This window comes from Listeria innocua (assembly GCF_028596125.1).
GTDB lineage: Bacteria > Bacillota > Bacilli > Lactobacillales > Listeriaceae > Listeria > Listeria innocua.
The window spans coordinates 213,134-236,506 of the sequence record NZ_CP117229.1 but is presented as its reverse complement, the minus strand read 5'-3'; the positions used below and the strand labels follow the sequence as shown (position 1 = coordinate 236,506).

Here is a 23,373-nt window from a genome sequence, read left to right as displayed (position 1 = left end):
ATACATATGCTTCATTTTACCACAGATCATCTGTTCGCGTTAAGCCTTTTAGCCAAATTCGTATTTTCAAGCTTCTTTCTATATTTTTAGCCCTTATTCAGAAAAAAAACCTTCCTTAAGTATTTAAGGAAGGTCCATCATTTATTTCGATTTTACTTTTTTGGGAGCAGCTTTCTTTTTAGTCGCTGCTTTTTTCCTAACTTCTAATTTTCCGTCTTTCACACCAATTTCAACGTTATCGCCTACCTTGATATTGCCACGAAGTAATTCTTCAGAAAGCATATCTTCTACTTCTTTTTGAATTGCTCGTTTCAAAGGACGCGCCCCGTATTCTGGGTCATAACCATCTTTGGCAATTTTAGCTTTTGCACCTTCTGTTAATTTCACATGAATATCACGTTCAGCTAGGCGTTTAGTTAATTGAGAAGTCAGAAGCGTAACAATTTGTTTCAATTCTTTTTCTTGTAGAGAATGGAATACAATTGTTTCGTCAATCCGGTTAATAAATTCTGGGCGGAAAGCTTGTTTTAAATCTTGTAAAACACGATGTTCCATTGCTTTATGATCTTTAAGTGGATCAATCACATTAAAGCCCATTGATTTATCTTGTTTCATTTCTTGAGCACCGATATTAGAAGTCATAATAATAACTGTATTTCTAAAATCAACCACGCGACCTTTAGAATCAGTTAAACGACCATCATCAAGCACTTGTAACAACATATTAAATACATCAGGATGCGCTTTTTCAATTTCATCAAGAAGCACTACAGAATAAGGTTTTTGACGAACTTTTTCTGTCAGTTGACCGCCTTCTTCATAACCAACATAACCTGGAGGAGCCCCAACTAAACGAGCAGTTGAGAATTTCTCCATGTACTCGGACATATCAATCCGAATCATTGAATCTTCATCACCAAACATGGACTCAGCAAGTGCACGTGCAAGTTCCGTTTTCCCAACCCCAGTAGGACCAAGGAAAATGAAGGAGCCAATCGGACGTTTCGGATCTTTAAGCCCTGCACGAGCTCGGCGAACAGCGAGTGATACGGCTTTTACCGCTGCATCTTGGCCAATAACTCGCTCATGTAAAAGTTTTTCCATATTAAGAAGTTTGTTTGTTTCCGTTTCAGCCAGTTTAGCAACCGGAATTCCAGTCCAACTAGCAACTACTTCTGCAACAATATCTTCTGTTACTTCACTATGATCAAGACCTTGCTTCTCTTGCCAGTTTGCTTTTGTTTCTTCTAATGATTTCTTGAGTTTCTGTTCTTTATCACGTAATGCTGCTGCTTTTTCAAACTCTTGCCCTTGTACAGCGGCATCTTTTTCTTTTTTCAATTCGGATAAATTGTTTTCCATTTCTTTTACATTTTTTGGAGTTGTAAAAGATTTTAAACGAACTTTTGAGCCAGATTCATCAATAACATCAATCGCTTTATCAGGTAAGAAACGGTCTGAAATATAGCGATCAGATAAACGAACAGCAGCCTCAAGAGCTTCATCCGTAATCGCAACTCGGTGATGCGCTTCATAACGATCACGCAACCCATGTAAAATTTGGATAGACTCTTCTACAGTCGGTTCATCAACTTTAATCGGTTGGAAACGTCTTTCAAGCGCTGCATCTTTTTCAATGTATTTGCGATATTCATCTAAGGTTGTTGCACCAATACATTGCAATTCACCACGAGCTAGAGGTGGCTTCAAGATATTGGATGCATCAATCGCACCTTCCGCTCCACCAGCGCCAATTAACGTATGCAGTTCGTCAATAAATAGAATTACATTTCCAGCTTGACGAATTTCATCCATTACTTTTTTCAAACGGTCTTCAAATTCACCACGATATTTTGTACCTGCTACAACAGTTCCCATATCAAGCGTCATAACACGTTTTCCGCGCAAGGTTTCAGGTACTTCATTGCGGACAATTTGCTGTGCTAGACCTTCTGCAATGGCTGTTTTACCAACACCAGGTTCACCAATAAGAACTGGGTTATTTTTTGTCCGACGACTAAGCACCTCAATCACACGTTGAATTTCCTTAGAACGACCAATCACTGGGTCCAAATTCTCTTCCCGAGCAATAACCGTTAAATCACGTGCCAAACTATCTAAAGTTGGTGTCGCCTGCGTATTTGTTTGTCGACCAGCACCTGTAGCATCTCCGCCACCAAGAAGCTGTAAAACTTGTTGACGCGCTTTATTTAAACTAATACCTAGATTACTTAAAACGCGAGCTGCAACGCCTTCTCCTTCACGGATAAGCCCAAGTAAGATATGTTCTGTTCCAACGTAAGTATGCCCTAGTTTCCGAGCCTCATCCATCGAAAGTTCAATTACTTTTTTCGCGCGAGGAGTATATTGAATCGTTGTCACAGCTTTTTCCCCATGACCAATTAAGCCTTCCACCTCTTGCTGCACTTTTTCAGAACTAATCCCAAGTTCATAGAGAGCTTTCGCCGCAATTCCTTCACCTTCTCTTACAAGGCCTAGAAGTATATGTTCTGTTCCTAAATTACTATGATTCAAACGCATCGCCTCTTCTTGTGACAACGCGAGTACTTTCTGAGCTCTTTGCGTAAACCGTCCAAACATCATTGTTGTTTCCTCCTTATCATAAGCCTAATTATTTATCGCCCAAAATCTCGCGAATCACTTTGGCCCGTATTACTTTCTCTTCTAATTCATCCATATCTCGTCCTGCTTCTTTTCTCAAAAAAGCTGGTTGCGAGAATAGTACCAATTCATTCATTTTTTGGCGAGAAATATGCTCGAAAAACCCTAATTCCACACCAAGTCTAATATCAGAAATAGCATCCGAAGCTTCTTGCATAGATATAATTCGACAATTCATCAATAAACCATATGATCTAAAAACTCTATCTTCAAGTGCAATGTGAAACTTTTGCTTCAAAGTAGTCCTAGCCACACGTTCTTGCATAATGATTTGTTCCATGACTTGCGTTAAATCTTCCACGATTTCCGTCTCAGTTTTGCCTAAAGTCACTTGATTAGAAACTTGAAAAATACTACTAGCGGGCATGCTACCTTCCCCGTATATACCTCTTACCACAAAACCGAGGCTCCTAATCGCTTCAATCACACTTTTAATTCTTTTCGTAGTAACAAGCCCTGGCAAATGCACCATTACAGAAGCTCTCATCCCAGTTCCAATATTCGTCACACAACTCGTTAAATAACCAAACTGTTTATCAAAAGCATAAGTTAATTTTTCTTCCACATATCCATCAATTTGCAATGCTGCCTCTAAAGCATCAAACAACCTTAATCCCGGTGTCATGCATTGTATCCGCAAATGATCTTCTTCATTTAACATAATACTCACATTTTCTTCTTCATTTAAAAGAACGGCACCATATTCACTTTTATTCATCATATAAGGACTAATTAAATGCTTTTCCACTAAAAGAGCCTTTTGCAACTTAGAAATCTGATTCATTTTGATTAAAGTGAAATTATCATCAAATACCTCCGCGATATTATCAACAACCTCTTCCTTTTGGTCATAAATAGGAAACTGCTCATCTTTTAAATTTCTAGCAAGTCTAATACGTGAGCTCAGGACAACATCATCGTCATCACCAGCATTTTCTAACCAAGAACTGAGCCGAGGTTCAAATACATTCATTTATCCTCACCCCCAGCTTTCAAAGCCCTTATTTCATCACGAATAACTGCAGCTTCCTCAAATTCTTCATTTTTCACTAAGTCCGCCAACTTATCTTGAAGACGGTTTATCTCATTCTGCACATCTTCCGCACGTTCAATTTCCACAGGTACTTTTCCAACATGCTTTTTATAACCATTTTGCACTCGACCAATAATCGGAACTAATTGCTCCTCAAAAGCCGAATAACACTCCGCACAACCAACCCGATTAGTTTGCAAAAACTCCTCAAAGCTTAGATTGCAATTTTCGCAAACCACTTTTTTCTGAGCAGATTCTTCTTTTTGTAATAACGTCAAAAAATCCAAAGCAACTTCACTAAAAGTATCCATTGCTTTAACAAGGTCTTTTTCAGAAGCAAGCGCCTCCTTAGTAGCACAATTCTCGCACAAGTATAACGACTCCACTTTCCCAGCTTCATTTAACTGTTGAAGCGCAATTATCGCCTTGTTTTCCCCACACTTTTGACAAATCATAGCCATCACACCTTAATCATATTTCAAAGCAACTAACATTGATTCGAGTATCCTACTACGCAAAATATCTCTATCTGGCAGAGGTAAAATTAAAACCTCACGATCAAGTGCAGCAACCATCAGTCTTGCTTCTTTCTTCGTTATAACATCTTCTTCAAGTAACCTTAAAATTACATCTTCAGAAAAAGATTGAGATACCTTTTTATCATGAACCATAGATATAATAGCTTCTAATAATTGAAGCTTATCATTCATTTTCACTTTGATGATTCGAATATATCCGCCACCACCGCGTTTACTTTCAACAATATACCCGCGTTCCATTGTAAATCTAGTGTTGATTACATAGTTGATTTGAGAAGGCACACATTCAAACTTATCCGCAATTTCACTTCTCTTAATTTCAACTGCTTCACTAGACTCCAGCACTTGCTTTAAATAAGCTTCTATAATATCAGAAATATTTTTCATTATAAGGAATCTCCTTTCCATATTTTCCAAATCACTGACTTTGACTATTTTTGACTTTAATTATACTAGATACCTGTACCTTTTAGCAATTTATTTATCTTTTTATAACAAAAAAAGCCCTAAATAATTAGGACTTTTACTATTGCCCGGCAGCGACCTACTCTCGCAGGGGGAAGCCCCCAACTACCATTGGCGCAGAGAAGCTTAACTACCGTGTTCGGGATGGGAACGGGTGTGACCTTCTCGCCATAACTACCAGACAATATGAAGTTGTTGAAAGATTGCTCTCTCAAAACTAGAGAAGAAAGGGTTCAGTTAGGTAACTTCGTTTCATTTTTTGGTTAAGTCCTCGATCGATTAGTATTTGTCCGCTCCATGTATCGCTACACTTCCACTCCAAACCTATCTACCTGATCATCTTTCAGGGATCTTACTTTCCGAAGAAATGGGAAATCTCATCTTGAGGGGGGCTTCACGCTTAGATGCTTTCAGCGTTTATCCCTGCCACACATAGCTACCCAGCGATGCTCCTGGCGGAACAACTGGTACACCAGCGGTGTGTCCATCCCGGTCCTCTCGTACTAAGGACAGCTCCTCTCAAATTTCCTGCGCCCGCGACGGATAGGGACCGAACTGTCTCACGACGTTCTGAACCCAGCTCGCGTGCCGCTTTAATGGGCGAACAGCCCAACCCTTGGGACCGACTACAGCCCCAGGATGCGACGAGCCGACATCGAGGTGCCAAACCTCCCCGTCGATGTGGACTCTTGGGGGAGATAAGCCTGTTATCCCCGGGGTAGCTTTTATCCGTTGAGCGATGGCCCTTCCATGCGGAACCACCGGATCACTAAGCCCGACTTTCGTCCCTGCTCGACTTGTCAGTCTCGCAGTCAAGCTCCCTTGTGCCTTTACACTCTGCGAATGATTTCCATCCATTCTGAGGGAACCTTTGGGCGCCTCCGTTACTCTTTAGGAGGCGACCGCCCCAGTCAAACTGCCCACCTGACACTGTCTCCCCACGCGCTTAGCGTGGCGGGTTAGAATGGTCATACAGCCAGGGTAGTATCCCACCATTGCCTCCTCGTATGCTAGCGCACACGTCTCTTCGGCTCCTACCTATCCTGTACAAGCGGTACAAACATTCCATATCAGGTTGCAGTAAAGCTCCACGGGGTCTTTCCGTCCTGTCGCGGGTAACCTGCATCTTCACAGGTACTATAATTTCACCGAGTCTCTCGTTGAGACAGTGCCCAGATCGTTGCGCCTTTCGTGCGGGTCGGAACTTACCCGACAAGGAATTTCGCTACCTTAGGACCGTTATAGTTACGGCCGCCGTTTACTGGGGCTTCAATTCGTACCTTCGCCGAAGCTAAGCACTCCTCTTAACCTTCCAGCACCGGGCAGGCGTCAGCCCCTATACGTCACCTTACGGTTTTGCAGAGACCTGTGTTTTTGCTAAACAGTCGCCTGGGCCTATTCACTGCGGCTCTCTCGGGCTTGCACCCTAATAGAGCACCCCTTCTCCCGAAGTTACGGGGTCATTTTGCCGAGTTCCTTAACGAGAGTTCTCTCGCTCACCTTAGGATTCTCTCCTCATCTACCTGTGTCGGTTTGCGGTACGGGCAGTACTACTCTTCCTAGAGGCTTTTCTTGACAGCGTGAAATCAGGAACTTCCGTACTTAATTTCCTTCCCCATCACAGCTCATGCTTCGCAAGAAGCGGATTTGCCTACTTCTCACACTCACTGCTTGGACGCACATTTCCATTCGTGCGATTCCCTATCCTTCTGTGTCACCCCATCGGTTAAACAATTAGCACTGGTACAGGAATCTCTACCTGTTGTCCATCGCCTACGCCTATCGGCCTCGGCTTAGGTCCCGACTAACCCTGAGCGGACGAGCCTTCCTCAGGAAACCTTAGATATTCGGTGGAAGGGATTCTCACCCTTCTTTCGCTACTCATACCGGCATTCTCACTTCTAAGCGCTCCACCAGTCCTTCCGGTCTGACTTCACCGCCCTTAGAACGCTCTCCTACCACGAACCTCTAAAGAGGTTCATCCACAGTTTCGGTAATATGTTTAGCCCCGGTACATTTTCGGCGCGGGGTCACTCGACCAGTGAGCTATTACGCACTCTTTCAATGGTGGCTGCTTCTAAGCCAACATCCTGGTTGTCTAAGCAACCCCACATCCTTTTCCACTTAACATATATTTGGGGACCTTAACTGGTGGTCTGGGCTGTTTCCCTTTCGACTACGGATCTTATCACTCGCAGTCTGACTCCCGAGTATAAGTACATGGCATTCGGAGTTTATCTGAATTCGGTAACCCGAGAAGGGCCCCTAGTCCAAACAGTGCTCTACCTCCATGACTCTTTACCTCGAGGCTAGCCCTAAAGCTATTTCGGAGAGAACCAGCTATCTCCAAGTTCGATTGGAATTTCTCCGCTACCCACACCTCATCCCCGCACTTTTCAACGTGCGTGGGTTCGGACCTCCAGTAAGTATTACCTTACCTTCATCCTGGACATGGGTAGATCACCTGGTTTCGGGTCTACGACCTGTTACTTATGCGCCCTATTCAGACTCGCTTTCGCTACGGCTCCGCTTTTTCCGCTTAACCTTGCAACAAATCGTAACTCGCCGGTTCATTCTACAAAAGGCACGCTATCACCCATTAACGGGCTCTAACTACTTGTAGGCACACGGTTTCAGGAACTGTTTCACTCCCCTTCCGGGGTGCTTTTCACCTTTCCCTCACGGTACTGGTTCACTATCGGTCACTAGGGAGTATTTAGCCTTGGGAGATGGTCCTCCCGGATTCCGACGGAATTTCACGTGTTCCGCCGTACTCAGGATCCACTCTGGAGGGAAAGCCATTTCAACTACCGGGCTGTTACCGTCTTTGGCGGGCCTTTCCAGACCGCTTCATTTATAACTTTCTTTTGTAACTCCGTATAGAGTGTCCTACAACCCCAAGAAGCAAGCTTCTTGGTTTGGGCTCTTTCCGTTTCGCTCGCCGCTACTCAGGAAATCGATTTTTCTTTCTCTTCCTCCAGGTACTTAGATGTTTCAGTTCCCTGGGTCTGCCTTCCTCACGCTATGTATTCACGTAAGGATACTATCCGACTAAAGATAGTGGGTTCCCCCATTCGGAAATCTCTGGATCAACGCTTACGTACAGCTCCCCAAAGCATATCGGTGTTAGTCCCGTCCTTCTTCGGCTCCTAGTGCCAAGGCATCCACCGTGCGCCCTTTCTAACTTAACCAATTTACTTCTACGAAGTAAAGGTTGTTTTTCTGATGTTCCGTATCAGCGATGATACTTCCTATCAGATGAAAGATTCACTTTCAGATGATTCTCGGTTACTTGTGTCATAAATAATAAATTATCTATGCTAACTTTACTAACTTTCTTATCTAGTTTTCAAAGAACAAACATACTTGAGAAGTACTAACCTCTCAAAACTGAACAAATAGAGAAGAACGAAAACTCACAGGTTTCCTTTTCCTTAGAAAGGAGGTGATCCAGCCGCACCTTCCGATACGGCTACCTTGTTACGACTTCACCCCAATTATCTGTCCCACCTTCGGCGGCTGGCTCCATAAAGGTTACCCTACCGACTTCGGGTGTTACAAACTCTCGTGGTGTGACGGGCGGTGTGTACAAGGCCCGGGAACGTATTCACCGTGGCATGCTGATCCACGATTACTAGCGATTCCGGCTTCATGTAGGCGAGTTGCAGCCTACAATCCGAACTAAGAATGGTTTTATGGGATTGGCTCCACCTCGCGGCTTCGCGACCCTTTGTACCATCCATTGTAGCACGTGTGTAGCCCAGGTCATAAGGGGCATGATGATTTGACGTCATCCCCACCTTCCTCCGGCTTGCACCGGCAGTCACTTTAGAGTGCCCAACTAAATGCTGGCAACTAAAATCAAGGGTTGCGCTCGTTGCGGGACTTAACCCAACATCTCACGACACGAGCTGACGACAACCATGCACCACCTGTCACTTTGTCCCCGAAGGGAAAGCTCTGTCTCCAGAGTGGTCAAAGGATGTCAAGACCTGGTAAGGTTCTTCGCGTTGCTTCGAATTAAACCACATGCTCCACCGCTTGTGCGGGCCCCCGTCAATTCCTTTGAGTTTCAACCTTGCGGTCGTACTCCCCAGGCGGAGTGCTTAATGCGTTAGCTGCAGCACTAAGGGGCGGAAACCCCCTAACACTTAGCACTCATCGTTTACGGCGTGGACTACCAGGGTATCTAATCCTGTTTGCTCCCCACGCTTTCGCGCCTCAGCGTCAGTTACAGACCAGAGAGTCGCCTTCGCCACTGGTGTTCCTCCACATATCTACGCATTTCACCGCTACACGTGGAATTCCACTCTCCTCTTCTGCACTCCAGTCTTCCAGTTTCCAATGACCCTCCCCGGTTAAGCCGGGGGCTTTCACATCAGACTTAAAAGACCGCCTGCGCGCGCTTTACGCCCAATAAATCCGGACAACGCTTGCCACCTACGTATTACCGCGGCTGCTGGCACGTAGTTAGCCGTGGCTTTCTGGTTAGATACCGTCAAGGGACAAGCAGTTACTCTTATCCTTGTTCTTCTCTAACAACAGTACTTTACGATCCGAAAACCTTCTTCATACACGCGGCGTTGCTCCGTCAGACTTTCGTCCATTGCGGAAGATTCCCTACTGCTGCCTCCCGTAGGAGTCTGGGCCGTGTCTCAGTCCCAGTGTGGCCGATCACCCTCTCAGGTCGGCTATGCATCGTTGCCTTGGTAGGCCATTACCCTACCAACTAGCTAATGCACCGCGGGCCCATCTGTAAGCGATAGCCGAAACCATCTTTCAAAGGCGTGGCATGCGCCACACTCTATCATTCGGTATTAGCCCCGGTTTCCCGGAGTTATCCCCAACTCACAGGCAGGTTGCCCACGTGTTACTCACCCGTCCGCCACTAACTTTGGAAGAGCAAGCTCTTCCTCCGTTCGTTCGACTTGCATGTATTAGGCACGCCGCCAGCGTTCGTCCTGAGCCAGGATCAAACTCTCTTTAAAATATAAATTGAATTTGAATACTTATTCAACACCGTGAATAAGATTCCTTGCGTCAAATTGACTTCGCTAGCAATTAAATTACTAGTTTGTTTTTGTTGAAAACAGCTTTCTGTTTTCTGCCCTGCGATTACCAGTGAGACTTTACGTCTCATTGCTTTTCGTCTTCTTCTTTGTTCAGTTTTCAAAGGTCACTTTTTCTTCGTTGCCGTGTTTAGCAGCAACTCTTGTATCTTACTCTATTTCTTTGACAATGTCAACACATTTTCAAAAAAATAATTGGTGGAGCCTAGCGGGATCGAACCGCTGACCTCCTGCGTGCAAAGCAGGCGCTCTCCCAGCTGAGCTAAGGCCCCATTATAAAAGATGAAACAATCGGGAAGACAGGATTCGAACCTGCGACCCCTTGGTCCCAAACCAAGTGCTCTACCAAGCTGAGCTACTTCCCGTTTAATAAAGTGCGCCCAAGAGGAGTCGAACCTCTAACCGCTTGATTCGTAGTCAAGTACTCTATCCAGTTGAGCTATGGGCGCATATGAAAATAATGCCGAGGACCGGAATCGAACCGGTACGGATATCACTATCCGCAGGATTTTAAGTCCTGTGCGTCTGCCAGTTCCGCCACCCCGGCATATTGGAACTTTTGAAAACAAGCGGAAGACGGGGTTCGAACCCGCGACCCCCACCTTGGCAAGGTGATGTTCTACCACTGAACTACTTCCGCATATTTATAAGTGCGGGTGAAGGGACTTGAACCCCCACGCCTCGCGGCGCCAGATCCTAAATCTGGTGCGTCTGCCAATTCCGCCACACCCGCAAAAGTGAGCCGTGCTGGGTTCGAACCAGCGACCCTCTGATTAAAAGTCAGATGCTCTACCAACTGAGCTAACGGCTCTCTACAATAAAAATATGTATTATTATAAAGATAATATTAATGGTGCCGGCTGCAAGAGTCGAACTCGCGACCTACTGATTACAAATCAGTTGCTCTACCAACTGAGCTAAGCCGGCATAAAAATGGAGGTTAACGGGATCGAACCGCTGACCCTCTGCTTGTAAGGCAGATGCTCTCCCAGCTGAGCTAAACCTCCAGAAATAATATTGCCCGGCAGCGACCTACTCTCGCAGGGGGAAGCCCCCAACTACCATTGGCGCAGAGAAGCTTAACTACCGTGTTCGGGATGGGAACGGGTGTGACCTTCTCGCCATAACTACCAGACAATATGAAGTTGTTGAAAGATTGCTCTCTCAAAACTAGAGAAGAAAGGGTTCAGTTAGGTAACTTTGTTTCATTTTTTGGTTAAGTCCTCGATCGATTAGTATTTGTCCGCTCCATGTATCGCTACACTTCCACTCCAAACCTATCTACCTGATCATCTTTCAGGGATCTTACTTTCCGAAGAAATGGGAAATCTCATCTTGAGGGGGGCTTCACGCTTAGATGCTTTCAGCGTTTATCCCTGCCACACATAGCTACCCAGCGATGCTCCTGGCGGAACAACTGGTACACCAGCGGTGTGTCCATCCCGGTCCTCTCGTACTAAGGACAGCTCCTCTCAAATTTCCTGCGCCCGCGACGGATAGGGACCGAACTGTCTCACGACGTTCTGAACCCAGCTCGCGTGCCGCTTTAATGGGCGAACAGCCCAACCCTTGGGACCGACTACAGCCCCAGGATGCGACGAGCCGACATCGAGGTGCCAAACCTCCCCGTCGATGTGGACTCTTGGGGGAGATAAGCCTGTTATCCCCGGGGTAGCTTTTATCCGTTGAGCGATGGCCCTTCCATGCGGAACCACCGGATCACTAAGCCCGACTTTCGTCCCTGCTCGACTTGTCAGTCTCGCAGTCAAGCTCCCTTGTGCCTTTACACTCTGCGAATGATTTCCATCCATTCTGAGGGAACCTTTGGGCGCCTCCGTTACTCTTTAGGAGGCGACCGCCCCAGTCAAACTGCCCACCTGACACTGTCTCCCCACGCGCTTAGCGTGGCGGGTTAGAATGGTCATACAGCCAGGGTAGTATCCCACCATTGCCTCCTCGTATGCTAGCGCACACGTCTCTTCGGCTCCTACCTATCCTGTACAAGCGGTACAAACATTCCATATCAGGTTGCAGTAAAGCTCCACGGGGTCTTTCCGTCCTGTCGCGGGTAACCTGCATCTTCACAGGTACTATAATTTCACCGAGTCTCTCGTTGAGACAGTGCCCAGATCGTTGCGCCTTTCGTGCGGGTCGGAACTTACCCGACAAGGAATTTCGCTACCTTAGGACCGTTATAGTTACGGCCGCCGTTTACTGGGGCTTCAATTCGTACCTTCGCCGAAGCTAAGCACTCCTCTTAACCTTCCAGCACCGGGCAGGCGTCAGCCCCTATACGTCACCTTACGGTTTTGCAGAGACCTGTGTTTTTGCTAAACAGTCGCCTGGGCCTATTCACTGCGGCTCTCTCGGGCTTGCACCCTAATAGAGCACCCCTTCTCCCGAAGTTACGGGGTCATTTTGCCGAGTTCCTTAACGAGAGTTCTCTCGCTCACCTTAGGATTCTCTCCTCATCTACCTGTGTCGGTTTGCGGTACGGGCAGTACTACTCTTCCTAGAGGCTTTTCTTGACAGCGTGAAATCAGGAACTTCCGTACTTAATTTCCTTCCCCATCACAGCTCATGCTTCGCAAGAAGCGGATTTGCCTACTTCTCACACTCACTGCTTGGACGCACATTTCCATTCGTGCGATTCCCTATCCTTCTGTGTCACCCCATCGGTTAAACAATTAGCACTGGTACAGGAATCTCTACCTGTTGTCCATCGCCTACGCCTATCGGCCTCGGCTTAGGTCCCGACTAACCCTGAGCGGACGAGCCTTCCTCAGGAAACCTTAGATATTCGGTGGAAGGGATTCTCACCCTTCTTTCGCTACTCATACCGGCATTCTCACTTCTAAGCGCTCCACCAGTCCTTCCGGTCTGACTTCACCGCCCTTAGAACGCTCTCCTACCACGAACCTCCGAAGAGGTTCATCCACAGTTTCGGTAATATGTTTAGCCCCGGTACATTTTCGGCGCGGGGTCACTCGACCAGTGAGCTATTACGCACTCTTTCAATGGTGGCTGCTTCTAAGCCAACATCCTGGTTGTCTAAGCAACCCCACATCCTTTTCCACTTAACATATATTTGGGGACCTTAACTGGTGGTCTGGGCTGTTTCCCTTTCGACTACGGATCTTATCACTCGCAGTCTGACTCCCGAGTATAAGTACATGGCATTCGGAGTTTATCTGAATTCGGTAACCCGAGAAGGGCCCCTAGTCCAAACAGTGCTCTACCTCCATGACTCTTTACCTCGAGGCTAGCCCTAAAGCTATTTCGGAGAGAACCAGCTATCTCCAAGTTCGATTGGAATTTCTCCGCTACCCACACCTCATCCCCGCACTTTTCAACGTGCGTGGGTTCGGACCTCCAGTAAGTATTACCTTACCTTCATCCTGGACATGGGTAGATCACCTGGTTTCGGGTCTACGACCTGTTACTTATGCGCCCTATTCAGACTCGCTTTCGCTACGGCTCCGCTTTTTCCGCTTAACCTTGCAACAAATCGTAACTCGCCGGTTCATTCTACAAAAGGCACGCTATCACCCATTAACGGGCTCTAACTACTTGTAGGCACACGGTTTCAGGAACTGTTTCACTCCCCTTCCGGGGTGCTTTTCACCTTTCCCTCACGGTACTGGTTCACTATCGGTCACTAGGGAGTATTTAGCCTTGGGAGATGGTCCTCCCGGATTCCGACGGAATTTCACGTGTTCCGTCGTACTCAGGATCCACTCTGGAGGGAAAGCCATTTCAACTACCGGGCTGTTACCGTCTTTGGCGGGCCTTTCCAGACCGCTTCATTTATAACTTTCTTTTGTAACTCCGTATAGAGTGTCCTACAACCCCAAGAAGCAAGCTTCTTGGTTTGGGCTCTTTCCGTTTCGCTCGCCGCTACTCAGGAAATCGATTTTTCTTTCTCTTCCTCCAGGTACTTAGATGTTTCAGTTCCCTGGGTCTGCCTTCCTCACGCTATGTATTCACGTAAGGATACTATCCGACTAAAGATAGTGGGTTCCCCCATTCGGAAATCTCTGGATCAACGCTTACGTACAGCTCCCCAAAGCATATCGGTGTTAGTCCCGTCCTTCTTCGGCTCCTAGTGCCAAGGCATCCACCGTGCGCCCTTTCTAACTTAACCAATTTACTTCTACGAAGTAAAGGTTGTTTTTCTGATGTTCCGTATCAGCGATGATACTTCCTATCAGATGAAAGATTCACTTTCAGATGATTCTCGGTTACTTGTGTCATAAATAATAAATTATCTATGCTAACTTTACTAACTTTCTTATCTAGTTTTCAAAGAACAAACATACTTGAGAAGTACTAACCTCTCAAAACTGAACAAATAGAGAAGAACGAAAACTCACAGGTTTCCTTTTCCTTAGAAAGGAGGTGATCCAGCCGCACCTTCCGATACGGCTACCTTGTTACGACTTCACCCCAATTATCTGTCCCACCTTCGGCGGCTGGCTCCATAAAGGTTACCCTACCGACTTCGGGTGTTACAAACTCTCGTGGTGTGACGGGCGGTGTGTACAAGGCCCGGGAACGTATTCACCGTGGCATGCTGATCCACGATTACTAGCGATTCCGGCTTCATGTAGGCGAGTTGCAGCCTACAATCCGAACTGAGAATGGTTTTATGGGATTGGCTCCACCTCGCGGCTTCGCGACCCTTTGTACCATCCATTGTAGCACGTGTGTAGCCCAGGTCATAAGGGGCATGATGATTTGACGTCATCCCCACCTTCCTCCGGCTTGCACCGGCAGTCACTTTAGAGTGCCCAACTAAATGCTGGCAACTAAAATCAAGGGTTGCGCTCGTTGCGGGACTTAACCCAACATCTCACGACACGAGCTGACGACAACCATGCACCACCTGTCACTTTGTCCCCGAAGGGAAAGCTCTGTCTCCAGAGTGGTCAAAGGATGTCAAGACCTGGTAAGGTTCTTCGCGTTGCTTCGAATTAAACCACATGCTCCACCGCTTGTGCGGGCCCCCGTCAATTCCTTTGAGTTTCAACCTTGCGGTCGTACTCCCCAGGCGGAGTGCTTAATGCGTTAGCTGCAGCACTAAGGGGCGGAAACCCCCTAACACTTAGCACTCATCGTTTACGGCGTGGACTACCAGGGTATCTAATCCTGTTTGCTCCCCACGCTTTCGCGCCTCAGCGTCAGTTACAGACCAGAGAGTCGCCTTCGCCACTGGTGTTCCTCCACATATCTACGCATTTCACCGCTACACGTGGAATTCCACTCTCCTCTTCTGCACTCCAGTCTTCCAGTTTCCAATGACCCTCCCCGGTTAAGCCGGGGGCTTTCACATCAGACTTAAAAGACCGCCTGCGCGCGCTTTACGCCCAATAAATCCGGACAACGCTTGCCACCTACGTATTACCGCGGCTGCTGGCACGTAGTTAGCCGTGGCTTTCTGGTTAGATACCGTCAAGGGACAAGCAGTTACTCTTATCCTTGTTCTTCTCTAACAACAGTACTTTACGATCCGAAAACCTTCTTCATACACGCGGCGTTGCTCCGTCAGACTTTCGTCCATTGCGGAAGATTCCCTACTGCTGCCTCCCGTAGGAGTCTGGGCCGTGTCTCAGTCCCAGTGTGGCCGATCACCCTCTCAGGTCGGCTATGCATCGTTGCCTTGGTAGGCCATTACCCTACCAACTAGCTAATGCACCGCGGGCCCATCTGTAAGCGATAGCCGAAACCATCTTTCAAGAGCGTGGCATGCGCCACACTCTATCATTCGGTATTAGCCCCGGTTTCCCGGAGTTATCCCCAACTTACAGGCAGGTTGCCCACGTGTTACTCACCCGTCCGCCACTAACTTTGGAAGAGCAAGCTCTTCCTCCGTTCGTTCGACTTGCATGTATTAGGCACGCCGCCAGCGTTCGTCCTGAGCCAGGATCAAACTCTCTTTAAAATATAAATTGAATTTGAATACTTATTCAACACCGTGAATAAGATTCCTTGCGTCAAATTGACTTCGCTAGCAATTAAATTACTAGTTTGTTTTTGTTGAAAACAGCTTTCTGTTTTCTGCCCTGCGATTACCAGTGAGACTTTACGTCTCATTGCTTTTCGTCTTCTTCTTTGTTCAGTTTTCAAAGGTCACTTTTTCTTCGTCGCCGTGTTTAGCAGCAACTCTTATATCTTACTCTATCCAGTAGTTAAAGTCAAGAAGTTTTTTCAAAAAAATTTAATTTCCTGAAGAACATTTTGTCTTTGTTTAACTGGAACGTTTATAAATATATCATGTTTTTATAGGTATTGCAAGCATATTTTAAGAAAAAGTTTCTCTTTGGCAAATTTGTTTTTTTCTAAAAAAATAGCAAAATCCAGAACTGGTAAAATCAGCTCTGGATTCGTTGTTAATCGCGATGTTTCATTGTTGGGAATAATAATATATCCCGGATAGATGGAGCGTCTGTTAATAGCATTACTAGGCGATCTATACCTATACCTAGTCCACCTGTTGGCGGTAGACCATATTCTAATGCTTCAAGGAAATCTGCATCCATTCCGTGAGCCTCATCATTTCCTTGTTCGCGTTCTTTCATTTGTGCTTCAAAACGTTCTCTTTGATCAATTGGATCATTTAATTCTGAGAACGCATTAGCATGTTCACGACCAACGATGAATAATTCAAAACGATCAGTGAAACGCTCGTCTTCTTTGTTTTTCTTAGCTAAAGGAGAAATTTCCACTGGATGACCATATACAAATGTTGGTTGAATTAGTTTCTCTTCTACGTATGTTTCAAAAAATTCATTAAGAATATGGCCATACGTCATGTGTTCTGTTACTGCTACATCATGTTTTTTAGCTAGTTCGTGTGCTTCTTCATCAGATGTTACATTCCAGAAATCTACGCCTACATATTCTTTTACTGCGTCTGCCATGTGGATACGACGCCAATTTGGAGTCAGATCTACATCGTATTCGCCGTATGTTATTTTTGTTGTTCCATTTACTTGTTTACATACTGTTGATACTAAGCCTTCCACTAAGTCCATAACATCTTCATAATCTTCATAAGCAGCGTATGATTCTAGCATTGTGAATTCAGGGTTATGGCGTGTGGATGTTCCTTCATTACGGAAAACACGACCGATTTCATAGACTTTATCCATCCCGCCGACAATTAGGCGTTTCAGATGAAGTTCTAAGGCGATTCGTAAGTATAATTCCATATCAAGTGCATTATGATGTGTAATAAATGGTTTTGCGGCAGCTCCGCCAGCAATGGTATGGAGTACTGGTGTTTCTACTTCTAAGAAACCTTGATTATCCATGTAATCACGAGTGTATTTCAAGATTTTACTACGCATAACAAAACGATTTTGACTTTCTTCATTTGTAATTAAGTCTAAATAACGTTGACGGTAGCGTTGTTCTACGTCTTTTAAACCGTGATATTTATCAGGAAGTGGGCGTAATGATTTAGAAAGTAAAGTGAACTCTGTTGCTTTTACGGATAACTCCCCTGTGTTAGTGCGGAAAATAGTTCCTTTTATACCAATAATGTCTCCTAAATCAGCTAATTTGAAAATTGCATAGGCATCTTCGCCAATAGCATCTTTACGAATGTAGATTTGTAATTGATGGAAACGGTCTTGAATATGCGTGAAACCTACTTTACCTTTGACACGCTTCGTCATGATTCGTCCTGCTACAGAAACTTCAATCGCAGCTTCTTCAAGGTCTTCTTTTGATTTATCAGCAAATTTTGTTTCAATTTCTTCCGGGCTGATGGAACGGATGAATTTCTCACCAAAAGGATCTATGCCTTCTTCGCGCAATGTGTCCACTTTTTCTCGACGGACGATGAGTTGGTCATTTAGTTCTTCATGATTCTCGTTACTCATATAGGTACACTCCTATTCTATTCATTTCTACAGATGTTTCCATTATACGCTTTTTTGGTCTTGTTTTTCTAGTATAAATTTAAAAATTGCCCCGAAATCTCGAGGCAACAATGATTAATCTTGTTTTGCTAATGCTTTTTCTTCGTATTGAAGAACAAATTCATTTAAAATTGCTTCCATTTCTGATTGTTTTGTCGCTTGGTTAGCAGCTACTTTTGCACGGGTACTACCGCGAGCTCCTTTTAAATAGTATGCTGCGTGTTGTCTAAATTCGCGTACAGCAATGTTTTCACCTTTTAATTCGACTAAACGGTTTAAGTGAAGCATAGCTGTTTCCATTTTTTCGCGTGGTTCTGGTTCTGGTAGTAGTTCTCCTGTTTCCAAGAATTTCACAGTTCTGTAAATCATCCACGGGTTTCCAAGTGCAGCACGGCCGATCATTACGCCATCAGCTCCTGTATGTTCTAGGATTCGTTTGGCATCTTCAGGTGTTCTTACGTCACCATTTGCCATGAACGGGATTTTTAGCTCGCGTTTTACATCTCTAAGCACATCCCAGTTTGCACTACCTTCGTACATTTGGACACGAGTACGACCATGCATTGCAACAGCTGCAGCGCCTGCACGTTCAGCCGCGAGAGCATTTTCGATAGCAAAGACATGTTCTTCGTCCCAACCGATACGCATTTTAACTGTTACAGGTTTATCAACAGCATCCACAACAGCAGCTACCATATCATAAACTTTATTTGGATCAAGTAACCATTTTGCTCCAGCTTCACATTTGATAATTTTGTTTACAGGGCAGCCCATATTAATATCAATAATATCTGCTGTAGTGTTTTCAGCCACAAATTTCGCAGCCTCCACAAGCGTTTCTTTCTCACCACCAAAAATTTGTAAGCTTAGTGGTTTTTCTTTTTCATCAATATATAGCATATCAAGTGTTTTAGCATTACGGTATGCGATTCCTTTGTCACTAATCATTTCACAGCAAACTAGGCCTGCTCCGAATTCTTTGACTGTTAGACGAAATGCGGAATTGGATATACCGGCCATTGGCGCCACAACTACTTGGTTCTTAATTTCTACGTTACCGATTTTAAACATTATTGGTAAACCCCTTCCTCTTAAATTGCGCTAGTGATATGTTATCATAATCAGTTTTTTCTGCAAGTGCCAATTTTACCAGTTCACTTGATTTTTTATTTTTCGAACGCCTTGTTCTTCTAAAATTGCTGGATTCTCTAAAAGATTGCTTTTTTCTGGTGAAATTTCTATTAAAGGTATCATTACAAAAGCGCGTTCTTTCATATAAGGATGTGGGATTTTTAGCTTTTCTGTATCGATTTTAACATCGTCGTATAATAGAATATCAATATCGATTAAGCGCGGCCCCCATTTAAACAATCGAACTCGCCCCAATTCAAGTTCGAGAGCAAGGCAAAAGTCTAGTAATTCATTTGGCGTAAAGTCCGTTTCGACTTCCGCTGCGATATTTAAAAATGCTGCTTGATCTTCATAACCTACCGCATCTGTTTCATAAACGCTAGAAACATTAGTAATTTTGATTTTTTCAGAATCAGCTAGGCCTCTTAGTGCATCATTTAGATTATCTAAACGTTCCCCTATGTTTGTACCAATCGACAAAAAAGCTTTAGCCATCCAAATCACTTCTCTTACGTTTAATTTCGACTGCAACAGAATCATAGTGACCTGGAATTGGCGGATTTGGTTTAATAAGTTTGACCGTAATCTCTTCTAAAAGCGGATAGTCTGTTAAAACTTCTGATGCGATTTTTTCAGCAAGGGCTTCAATTAGTTTAAACGGCGTACCTTCTACGATTCCTTTCACGGTTTCATAGACATCCGCATAACTTACAGTGTCATCTACACTATCTGATTGACCTGCTTTTTTTGTAGAAAGTCCAAGGATTAGAGATACTCTAAATGTTTGACCTAATTTTGTTTCTTCTTGTAAAACTCCATGATAACCATAAAACGCTAATTCATTTAAATAAATTTTATCCAATCAAAGCACCTCTTTATAATTTTGTAATATCTAATTTACCAGTAATCGCATCTGTCATCCGTACCATGCGAGCTATCGGAAGTACATCATGTACACGAGTAATTGTACATCCTTTTGCAAATCCGTAAACTGTTGTTGCGCCAGTTCCTTCCATTCTATCTAGAGGAGTAGTTCCAAGCACCAAACCAATAGTTGATTTTCGACTTGTTCCAAGCAGGACTTCATAGCCAAGTGCGACAATTTCATCAATACGGCGCAATACTTCTAAATTTTGAGCTGGTGTTTTAACGAATCCAAAGCCTGGATCTAAAATGATATGTTCATCTGGCACAGCTGCTGCTTTAGCGATTGCAACACTCTCTAATAAATCTTTCTTCACATCCTCTAAGAAATCTTGATATTGCGTATTTTCTCGGTTATGCATTAAACAAATCGGTATACCATACTTCGCTGCAACTTCAGCAATTTTCGGTTCTTTTTTCGCACCCCATTGATCATTTATCATGTCAGCTCCAGCTAAAACGGCTTGTTCCGCTACTTCCGCTCGCCAAGTATCAACTGAAATCCATATATCTGGAAGAGCATTTCTAACAGCTTTAATAACCGGAATAATTCGTGCAAGTTCTTCTTCTGGTGTAACTTCCGAAAAACCCGGCCGAGTAGAAATTCCACCAATGTCGATAATTTCCGCTCCATCTTTCGCCATTTGTACAGCTCGAGCTACAGCTTCTTCTACTTGCATATATTTTCCGCCGTCTGAAAAAGAGTCTGGCGTAACATTCAATATTCCCATGACCATACCTAGGTGATCCCTTTTCCACTTCTTCAAGCACCAACACCTCTTTCCGAGATTTATTATAGCAGAATTCAGTGATTTTAGCGCACAAAAAAACCGATGCGGAAAAGGGAGTAAACCGCATCGGTCAAAAAAAGGGAGTTTAGGGTTTTCATTCTAATAGGGGGGAGAAGAATGAAAATGTTATGCTTGTTGTTAGCTTATGATTATATATTAACCAAGTTTTTGGTGGATACACTGTGATTTTTGTTAAAGTTTCATGAGATTTTTCGGTTTTTCTTTTCATTTTTTTGCATTAAAAAACCAGTGTGGAAAAAGGGAGTAAACCACACTGGTCAAAAAGGGAGTTTAGGAATTTCATTCTAAAAAGGGGAAAGAATGAATTGTTTTGCTTGTTGTTAGCTTATGACTATATATTAACCAAGTTTTCGGTGGATACACTGTGATTTTTGTTAAAGTTTCATGAGATTTCTCGGTTTTTCTTTTCATTTTTTGCATTAAAAAACCAGTGTGGAAAAAGGGAGTAAACCACACTGGTCAAAAAAGGGAGTTTGGGATTTCCATTCTAAAAGGGGGAAGAATGAAAATGTTTTGTTGTTGTTAGCTTATGACTATATATTAACCAAGTTTTTGGTGGATACACTGTGATTTTTGTTAAAGTTTCATGAGATTTCTCGGTTTTTCTTTTCATTTTTTTGCATTAAAAAACCAGTGTGGAAAAAGGGAGTAAACCACACTGGCTAAAAAGGGAGTTTGGGATTTCCATTCTAAAAGGGGAAAGAATGAAAATGTTTTGTTGTTGTTAGCTTATAAATACATTTTAACTAGAAAAAGAAAATTTCCGCTGTGCATTTGATTAGAAAATAGTAAGAAATGCATTTATTTCTTATCATAAAAAAAGAACCTAGAAAATCTAGGCTCTCTGGATTACTAATCTTCAAAATTATAAAGCGGTGTACTTAAGTAGCGTTCGCCGTTACTTGCAACGATTGCGAGCACTTTTTTACCAGCACCAAGTTCTTTTGCAAGGTCTAGAGCGGCTTTAATAGTTGCTCCGGAAGAAATACCTACTAAGATACCTTCTTTTTTCGCTACTTCGCGTGCTGTTTCAAGCGCATCTTCACTCGAAACTTTCAAAATGCCATCATAAACTTTTGTATCTAATGTATCTGGTACAAAACCAGCTCCGATACCTTGGATTTTATGAGGCGATGGAGAACCACCGCTAAGTACTGGGGATTCTTCTGGTTCAAGAGCATAGATTTTAACATCTGGGTAGTTCTTTTTAAGTACGTGTCCTACACCAGTTACTGTTCCGCCTGTTCCTACTCCTGCAATGAAAGCATCTAAGCCGTCTTTACCGAAAGCTTCAACGATTTCTGGTCCAGTTGTTTCTTCATGGACAGCTGGGTTTGCTGGATTGTGGAATTGTTGAGGAACGAAATAATTATTTTCTTTTGCAAGCTCTTCTGCTTTAGCAATTGCGCCTTTCATGCCATCTGGCCCTGGAGTTAACACTAATTTCGCACCATAAGCTTGAAGTAATTTACGACGTTCTATACTCATTGTTTCTGGCATTACGAAGATTGCTTGGTAACCTTTTGCCGCTGCTACCATTGCTAGTCCGATACCAGTGTTACCACTAGTTGGTTCGATAATTGTATCTCCTGGTTTTAATGCACCTGATTTTTCAGCGCTTTCGATCATCGCATTAGCAATACGATCTTTTACGCTACCACCCGGATTTTGGAATTCTAATTTCACATATACGTCGGCGCTACCTGCTTCTGGTAAACGATTAAGTTTCACAATAGGTGTCTTTCCAATTAAATCAGTGATCGAATTTACAATTGTCATTTTTAAAGCACTCCTATCTTTTTTAGGTCTTTCATATAGTTTAATTAATTCCGACCTATTTTGTCAAGTTTAATCACTTTTAAAAAAAGAGCACCCAGTCAGGCGCTCTTTTTTCATCATTTCGCTTCTTCGTATAGTTTTTCTAATTCTTCTTCTGAGAAATCGTAGGTGTTACGGCAAAAATGACATTCTGCTTCGGCACCGTGATCTTCTTCTATCATCGAACGTATTTCTTCTTTTCCAAGTGAAATAATCGCACTACCAAAACGTTCTTTGGAGCAATTACACTCAAATGCAACAGGGATTTTTTCTAAAATTTGTAGTTTATCTTCGCCGCCTGCGAGTTTAGCTAGAATAGTTTCTGGTGTTTCTCCGGCTTCAATCATTCTTGAAACTGTTGGTAATGTAGAGAGATTTTTTTCAATTTCATCAATGATTTCGTCTGTTGCACCTGGAAGAAGTTGCAGCATGAAACCGCCTGCTGCTTCGATTGTATCATCTGGATTAACAAGAACTCCAACACCTACTGATGAATTGATTTGTTCAGATGTCGCTAAATAGTAAGTAAAGTCTTCGCCAATTTCACCTGAAACGATTGGTGTTTGACCAGTGAAATTTTCTCCAAAGCCTAAATCTTTTACTACTGAAAGCATGCCGGATGTTCCAACACCGCGGCGGACGTCTAGTTTTCCAGCCTCATTTAGTTCGCTGAAGTGGACGTGTGGATTTGTTACGTAACCTCTAATTTGACCTTGTGCGTTACTATCAGCTACGATTGGACCGATTGGGCCGTCGCCTTCGATTTTCACGGTTATTTTTTGGTCTTCTTTTTGCATTGCTCCAAGGAAAAGTGTTCCAGTCATCGTTCTACCAAGTGCGGCAGAGGAAACTGACCATGTATCATGTCTTCTTTGTGCTTCCTTGATTGTTTCTGTTGTTACTGCTGCATATACACGCGCCATGCCATCGTAGGCTAACGCTTTAACTAAATAATCGCTCATTATATAAAACTCC

The 23,373-nt window shown here is 44.0% G+C and carries 11 protein-coding genes, 9 tRNA genes and 6 rRNA genes; all 26 read right to left on the bottom strand.

Annotated features, from left to right (window positions below):
- Positions 1 to 141: 141 nt before the first annotated feature.
- Entirely contained in the window at positions 142 to 2,604 is a 2,463-nt protein-coding gene (locus PQQ29_RS01685) for an ATP-dependent Clp protease ATP-binding subunit (RefSeq protein WP_003770116.1), read from the bottom strand.
- A gap of 28 nt (positions 2,605 to 2,632) precedes the next feature.
- Positions 2,633 to 3,655, bottom strand: a complete 1,023-nt coding sequence (locus tag PQQ29_RS01680) for a protein arginine kinase (RefSeq protein WP_010990301.1) — start codon at positions 3,653 to 3,655, stop codon at positions 2,633 to 2,635.
- Positions 3,652 to 4,170 carry a UvrB/UvrC motif-containing protein gene (locus tag PQQ29_RS01675; RefSeq protein WP_003765052.1) on the bottom strand — a complete coding sequence of 173 codons (519 nt, stop codon included), beginning with the start codon at positions 4,168 to 4,170 and terminating at the stop codon, positions 3,652 to 3,654. Before PQQ29_RS01675 ends, PQQ29_RS01680 begins: the two co-directional genes overlap by 4 nt.
- Positions 4,171 to 4,182: 12 nt before the next feature.
- Positions 4,183 to 4,641 (bottom strand): CtsR family transcriptional regulator, encoded by a 459-nt coding sequence (locus PQQ29_RS01670; protein WP_003760062.1) that lies wholly within the window; start codon positions 4,639 to 4,641, stop codon positions 4,183 to 4,185.
- Between the two features lie 144 nt (positions 4,642 to 4,785).
- A 5S ribosomal RNA gene (rrf, locus tag PQQ29_RS01665) occupies positions 4,786 to 4,901 on the bottom strand.
- A 77-nt stretch (positions 4,902 to 4,978) separates the two neighbouring features.
- Positions 4,979 to 7,910 (bottom strand): 23S ribosomal RNA (locus PQQ29_RS01660).
- Between the two features lie 247 nt (positions 7,911 to 8,157).
- Positions 8,158 to 9,707 (bottom strand): 16S ribosomal RNA (locus PQQ29_RS01655).
- A gap of 277 nt (positions 9,708 to 9,984) precedes the next feature.
- Positions 9,985 to 10,060: transfer RNA gene (locus tag PQQ29_RS01650), tRNA-Ala, on the bottom strand.
- Positions 10,061 to 10,079: 19 nt separating this feature from the next.
- Positions 10,080 to 10,153 (bottom strand) — tRNA-Pro (locus PQQ29_RS01645).
- 10 nt (positions 10,154 to 10,163) lie between these two features.
- Positions 10,164 to 10,237 (bottom strand) — tRNA-Arg (locus PQQ29_RS01640).
- A gap of 12 nt (positions 10,238 to 10,249) precedes the next feature.
- Positions 10,250 to 10,335 (bottom strand) — tRNA-Leu (locus PQQ29_RS01635).
- A gap of 21 nt (positions 10,336 to 10,356) precedes the next feature.
- Positions 10,357 to 10,428, bottom strand: a tRNA-Gly gene (locus tag PQQ29_RS01630).
- 11 nt (positions 10,429 to 10,439) lie between these two features.
- A tRNA-Leu gene (locus PQQ29_RS01625) sits at positions 10,440 to 10,521 on the bottom strand.
- 5 nt (positions 10,522 to 10,526) lie between these two features.
- Positions 10,527 to 10,599, bottom strand: a tRNA-Lys gene (locus tag PQQ29_RS01620).
- 40 nt (positions 10,600 to 10,639) lie between these two features.
- A tRNA-Thr gene (locus PQQ29_RS01615) sits at positions 10,640 to 10,715 on the bottom strand.
- Positions 10,716 to 10,722: 7 nt separating this feature from the next.
- A tRNA-Val gene (locus PQQ29_RS01610) sits at positions 10,723 to 10,795 on the bottom strand.
- Between the two features lie 12 nt (positions 10,796 to 10,807).
- Positions 10,808 to 10,923, bottom strand: a 5S ribosomal RNA gene (gene rrf / locus PQQ29_RS01605).
- A gap of 77 nt (positions 10,924 to 11,000) precedes the next feature.
- Positions 11,001 to 13,932, bottom strand: a 23S ribosomal RNA gene (locus PQQ29_RS01600).
- Positions 13,933 to 14,179: 247 nt separating this feature from the next.
- Positions 14,180 to 15,729: ribosomal RNA gene (locus tag PQQ29_RS01595) — 16S ribosomal RNA — on the bottom strand.
- Together the 16S, 23S and 5S rRNA genes with 9 tRNA genes alongside form the textbook arrangement of a ribosomal RNA operon.
- 448 nt (positions 15,730 to 16,177) lie before the next feature.
- A complete protein-coding gene (lysS, locus tag PQQ29_RS01590) occupies positions 16,178 to 17,674 on the bottom strand; it encodes a lysine--tRNA ligase (protein ID WP_003772459.1) in 1,497 nt (498 codons plus the stop codon).
- Between the two features lie 114 nt (positions 17,675 to 17,788).
- Entirely contained in the window at positions 17,789 to 18,784 is a 996-nt protein-coding gene (dusB, locus tag PQQ29_RS01585; RefSeq protein ID WP_010990300.1) for a tRNA dihydrouridine synthase DusB, read from the bottom strand.
- A 75-nt stretch (positions 18,785 to 18,859) separates the two neighbouring features.
- Positions 18,860 to 19,339, bottom strand: a complete 480-nt coding sequence (gene folK / locus PQQ29_RS01580; protein WP_003772464.1) for a 2-amino-4-hydroxy-6-hydroxymethyldihydropteridine diphosphokinase — start codon at positions 19,337 to 19,339, stop codon at positions 18,860 to 18,862.
- Positions 19,332 to 19,706, bottom strand: a complete 375-nt coding sequence (folB, locus tag PQQ29_RS01575) for a dihydroneopterin aldolase (RefSeq protein ID WP_003760053.1) — start codon at positions 19,704 to 19,706, stop codon at positions 19,332 to 19,334. The genes folK and folB overlap by 8 nt, the downstream gene beginning before the upstream one ends.
- A gap of 13 nt (positions 19,707 to 19,719) precedes the next feature.
- Positions 19,720 to 20,535, bottom strand: coding sequence for a dihydropteroate synthase (gene folP, locus PQQ29_RS01570; protein WP_010990299.1), 816 nt, complete (start codon positions 20,533 to 20,535; stop codon positions 19,720 to 19,722).
- An 897-nt stretch (positions 20,536 to 21,432) separates the two neighbouring features.
- Positions 21,433 to 22,359, bottom strand: a complete 927-nt coding sequence (cysK, locus tag PQQ29_RS01565) for a cysteine synthase A (RefSeq protein WP_010990298.1) — start codon at positions 22,357 to 22,359, stop codon at positions 21,433 to 21,435.
- A 116-nt stretch (positions 22,360 to 22,475) separates the two neighbouring features.
- Entirely contained in the window at positions 22,476 to 23,360 is an 885-nt protein-coding gene (gene hslO / locus PQQ29_RS01560) for an Hsp33 family molecular chaperone HslO (protein ID WP_003760045.1), read from the bottom strand.
- Positions 23,361 to 23,373: the final 13 nt, after the last annotated feature.

Excerpts from the sequence above, each read along its gene's own strand:
- lysS (WP_003772459.1), bottom strand. The coding sequence starts at position 17,674 with ATGAGTAACGAGAATCATGAAGAACTAAATGACCAACTCATCGTCCGT.
- PQQ29_RS01670 (WP_003760062.1), bottom strand. The coding sequence starts at position 4,641 with ATGAAAAATATTTCTGATATTATAGAAGCTTATTTAAAGCAAGTGCTG.
- cysK (WP_010990298.1), bottom strand. The coding sequence starts at position 22,359 with ATGACAATTGTAAATTCGATCACTGATTTAATTGGAAAGACACCTATT.
- PQQ29_RS01680 (WP_010990301.1), bottom strand. The coding sequence starts at position 3,655 with ATGAATGTATTTGAACCTCGGCTCAGTTCTTGGTTAGAAAATGCTGGT.
- PQQ29_RS01675 (WP_003765052.1), bottom strand. The coding sequence starts at position 4,170 with ATGATTTGTCAAAAGTGTGGGGAAAACAAGGCGATAATTGCGCTTCAA.
- folK (WP_003772464.1), bottom strand. The coding sequence starts at position 19,339 with ATGGCTAAAGCTTTTTTGTCGATTGGTACAAACATAGGGGAACGTTTA.
- PQQ29_RS01685 (WP_003770116.1), bottom strand. The coding sequence starts at position 2,604 with ATGATGTTTGGACGGTTTACGCAAAGAGCTCAGAAAGTACTCGCGTTG.
- hslO (WP_003760045.1), bottom strand. The coding sequence starts at position 23,360 with ATGAGCGATTATTTAGTTAAAGCGTTAGCCTACGATGGCATGGCGCGT.
- dusB (WP_010990300.1), bottom strand. The coding sequence starts at position 18,784 with ATGTTTAAAATCGGTAACGTAGAAATTAAGAACCAAGTAGTTGTGGCG.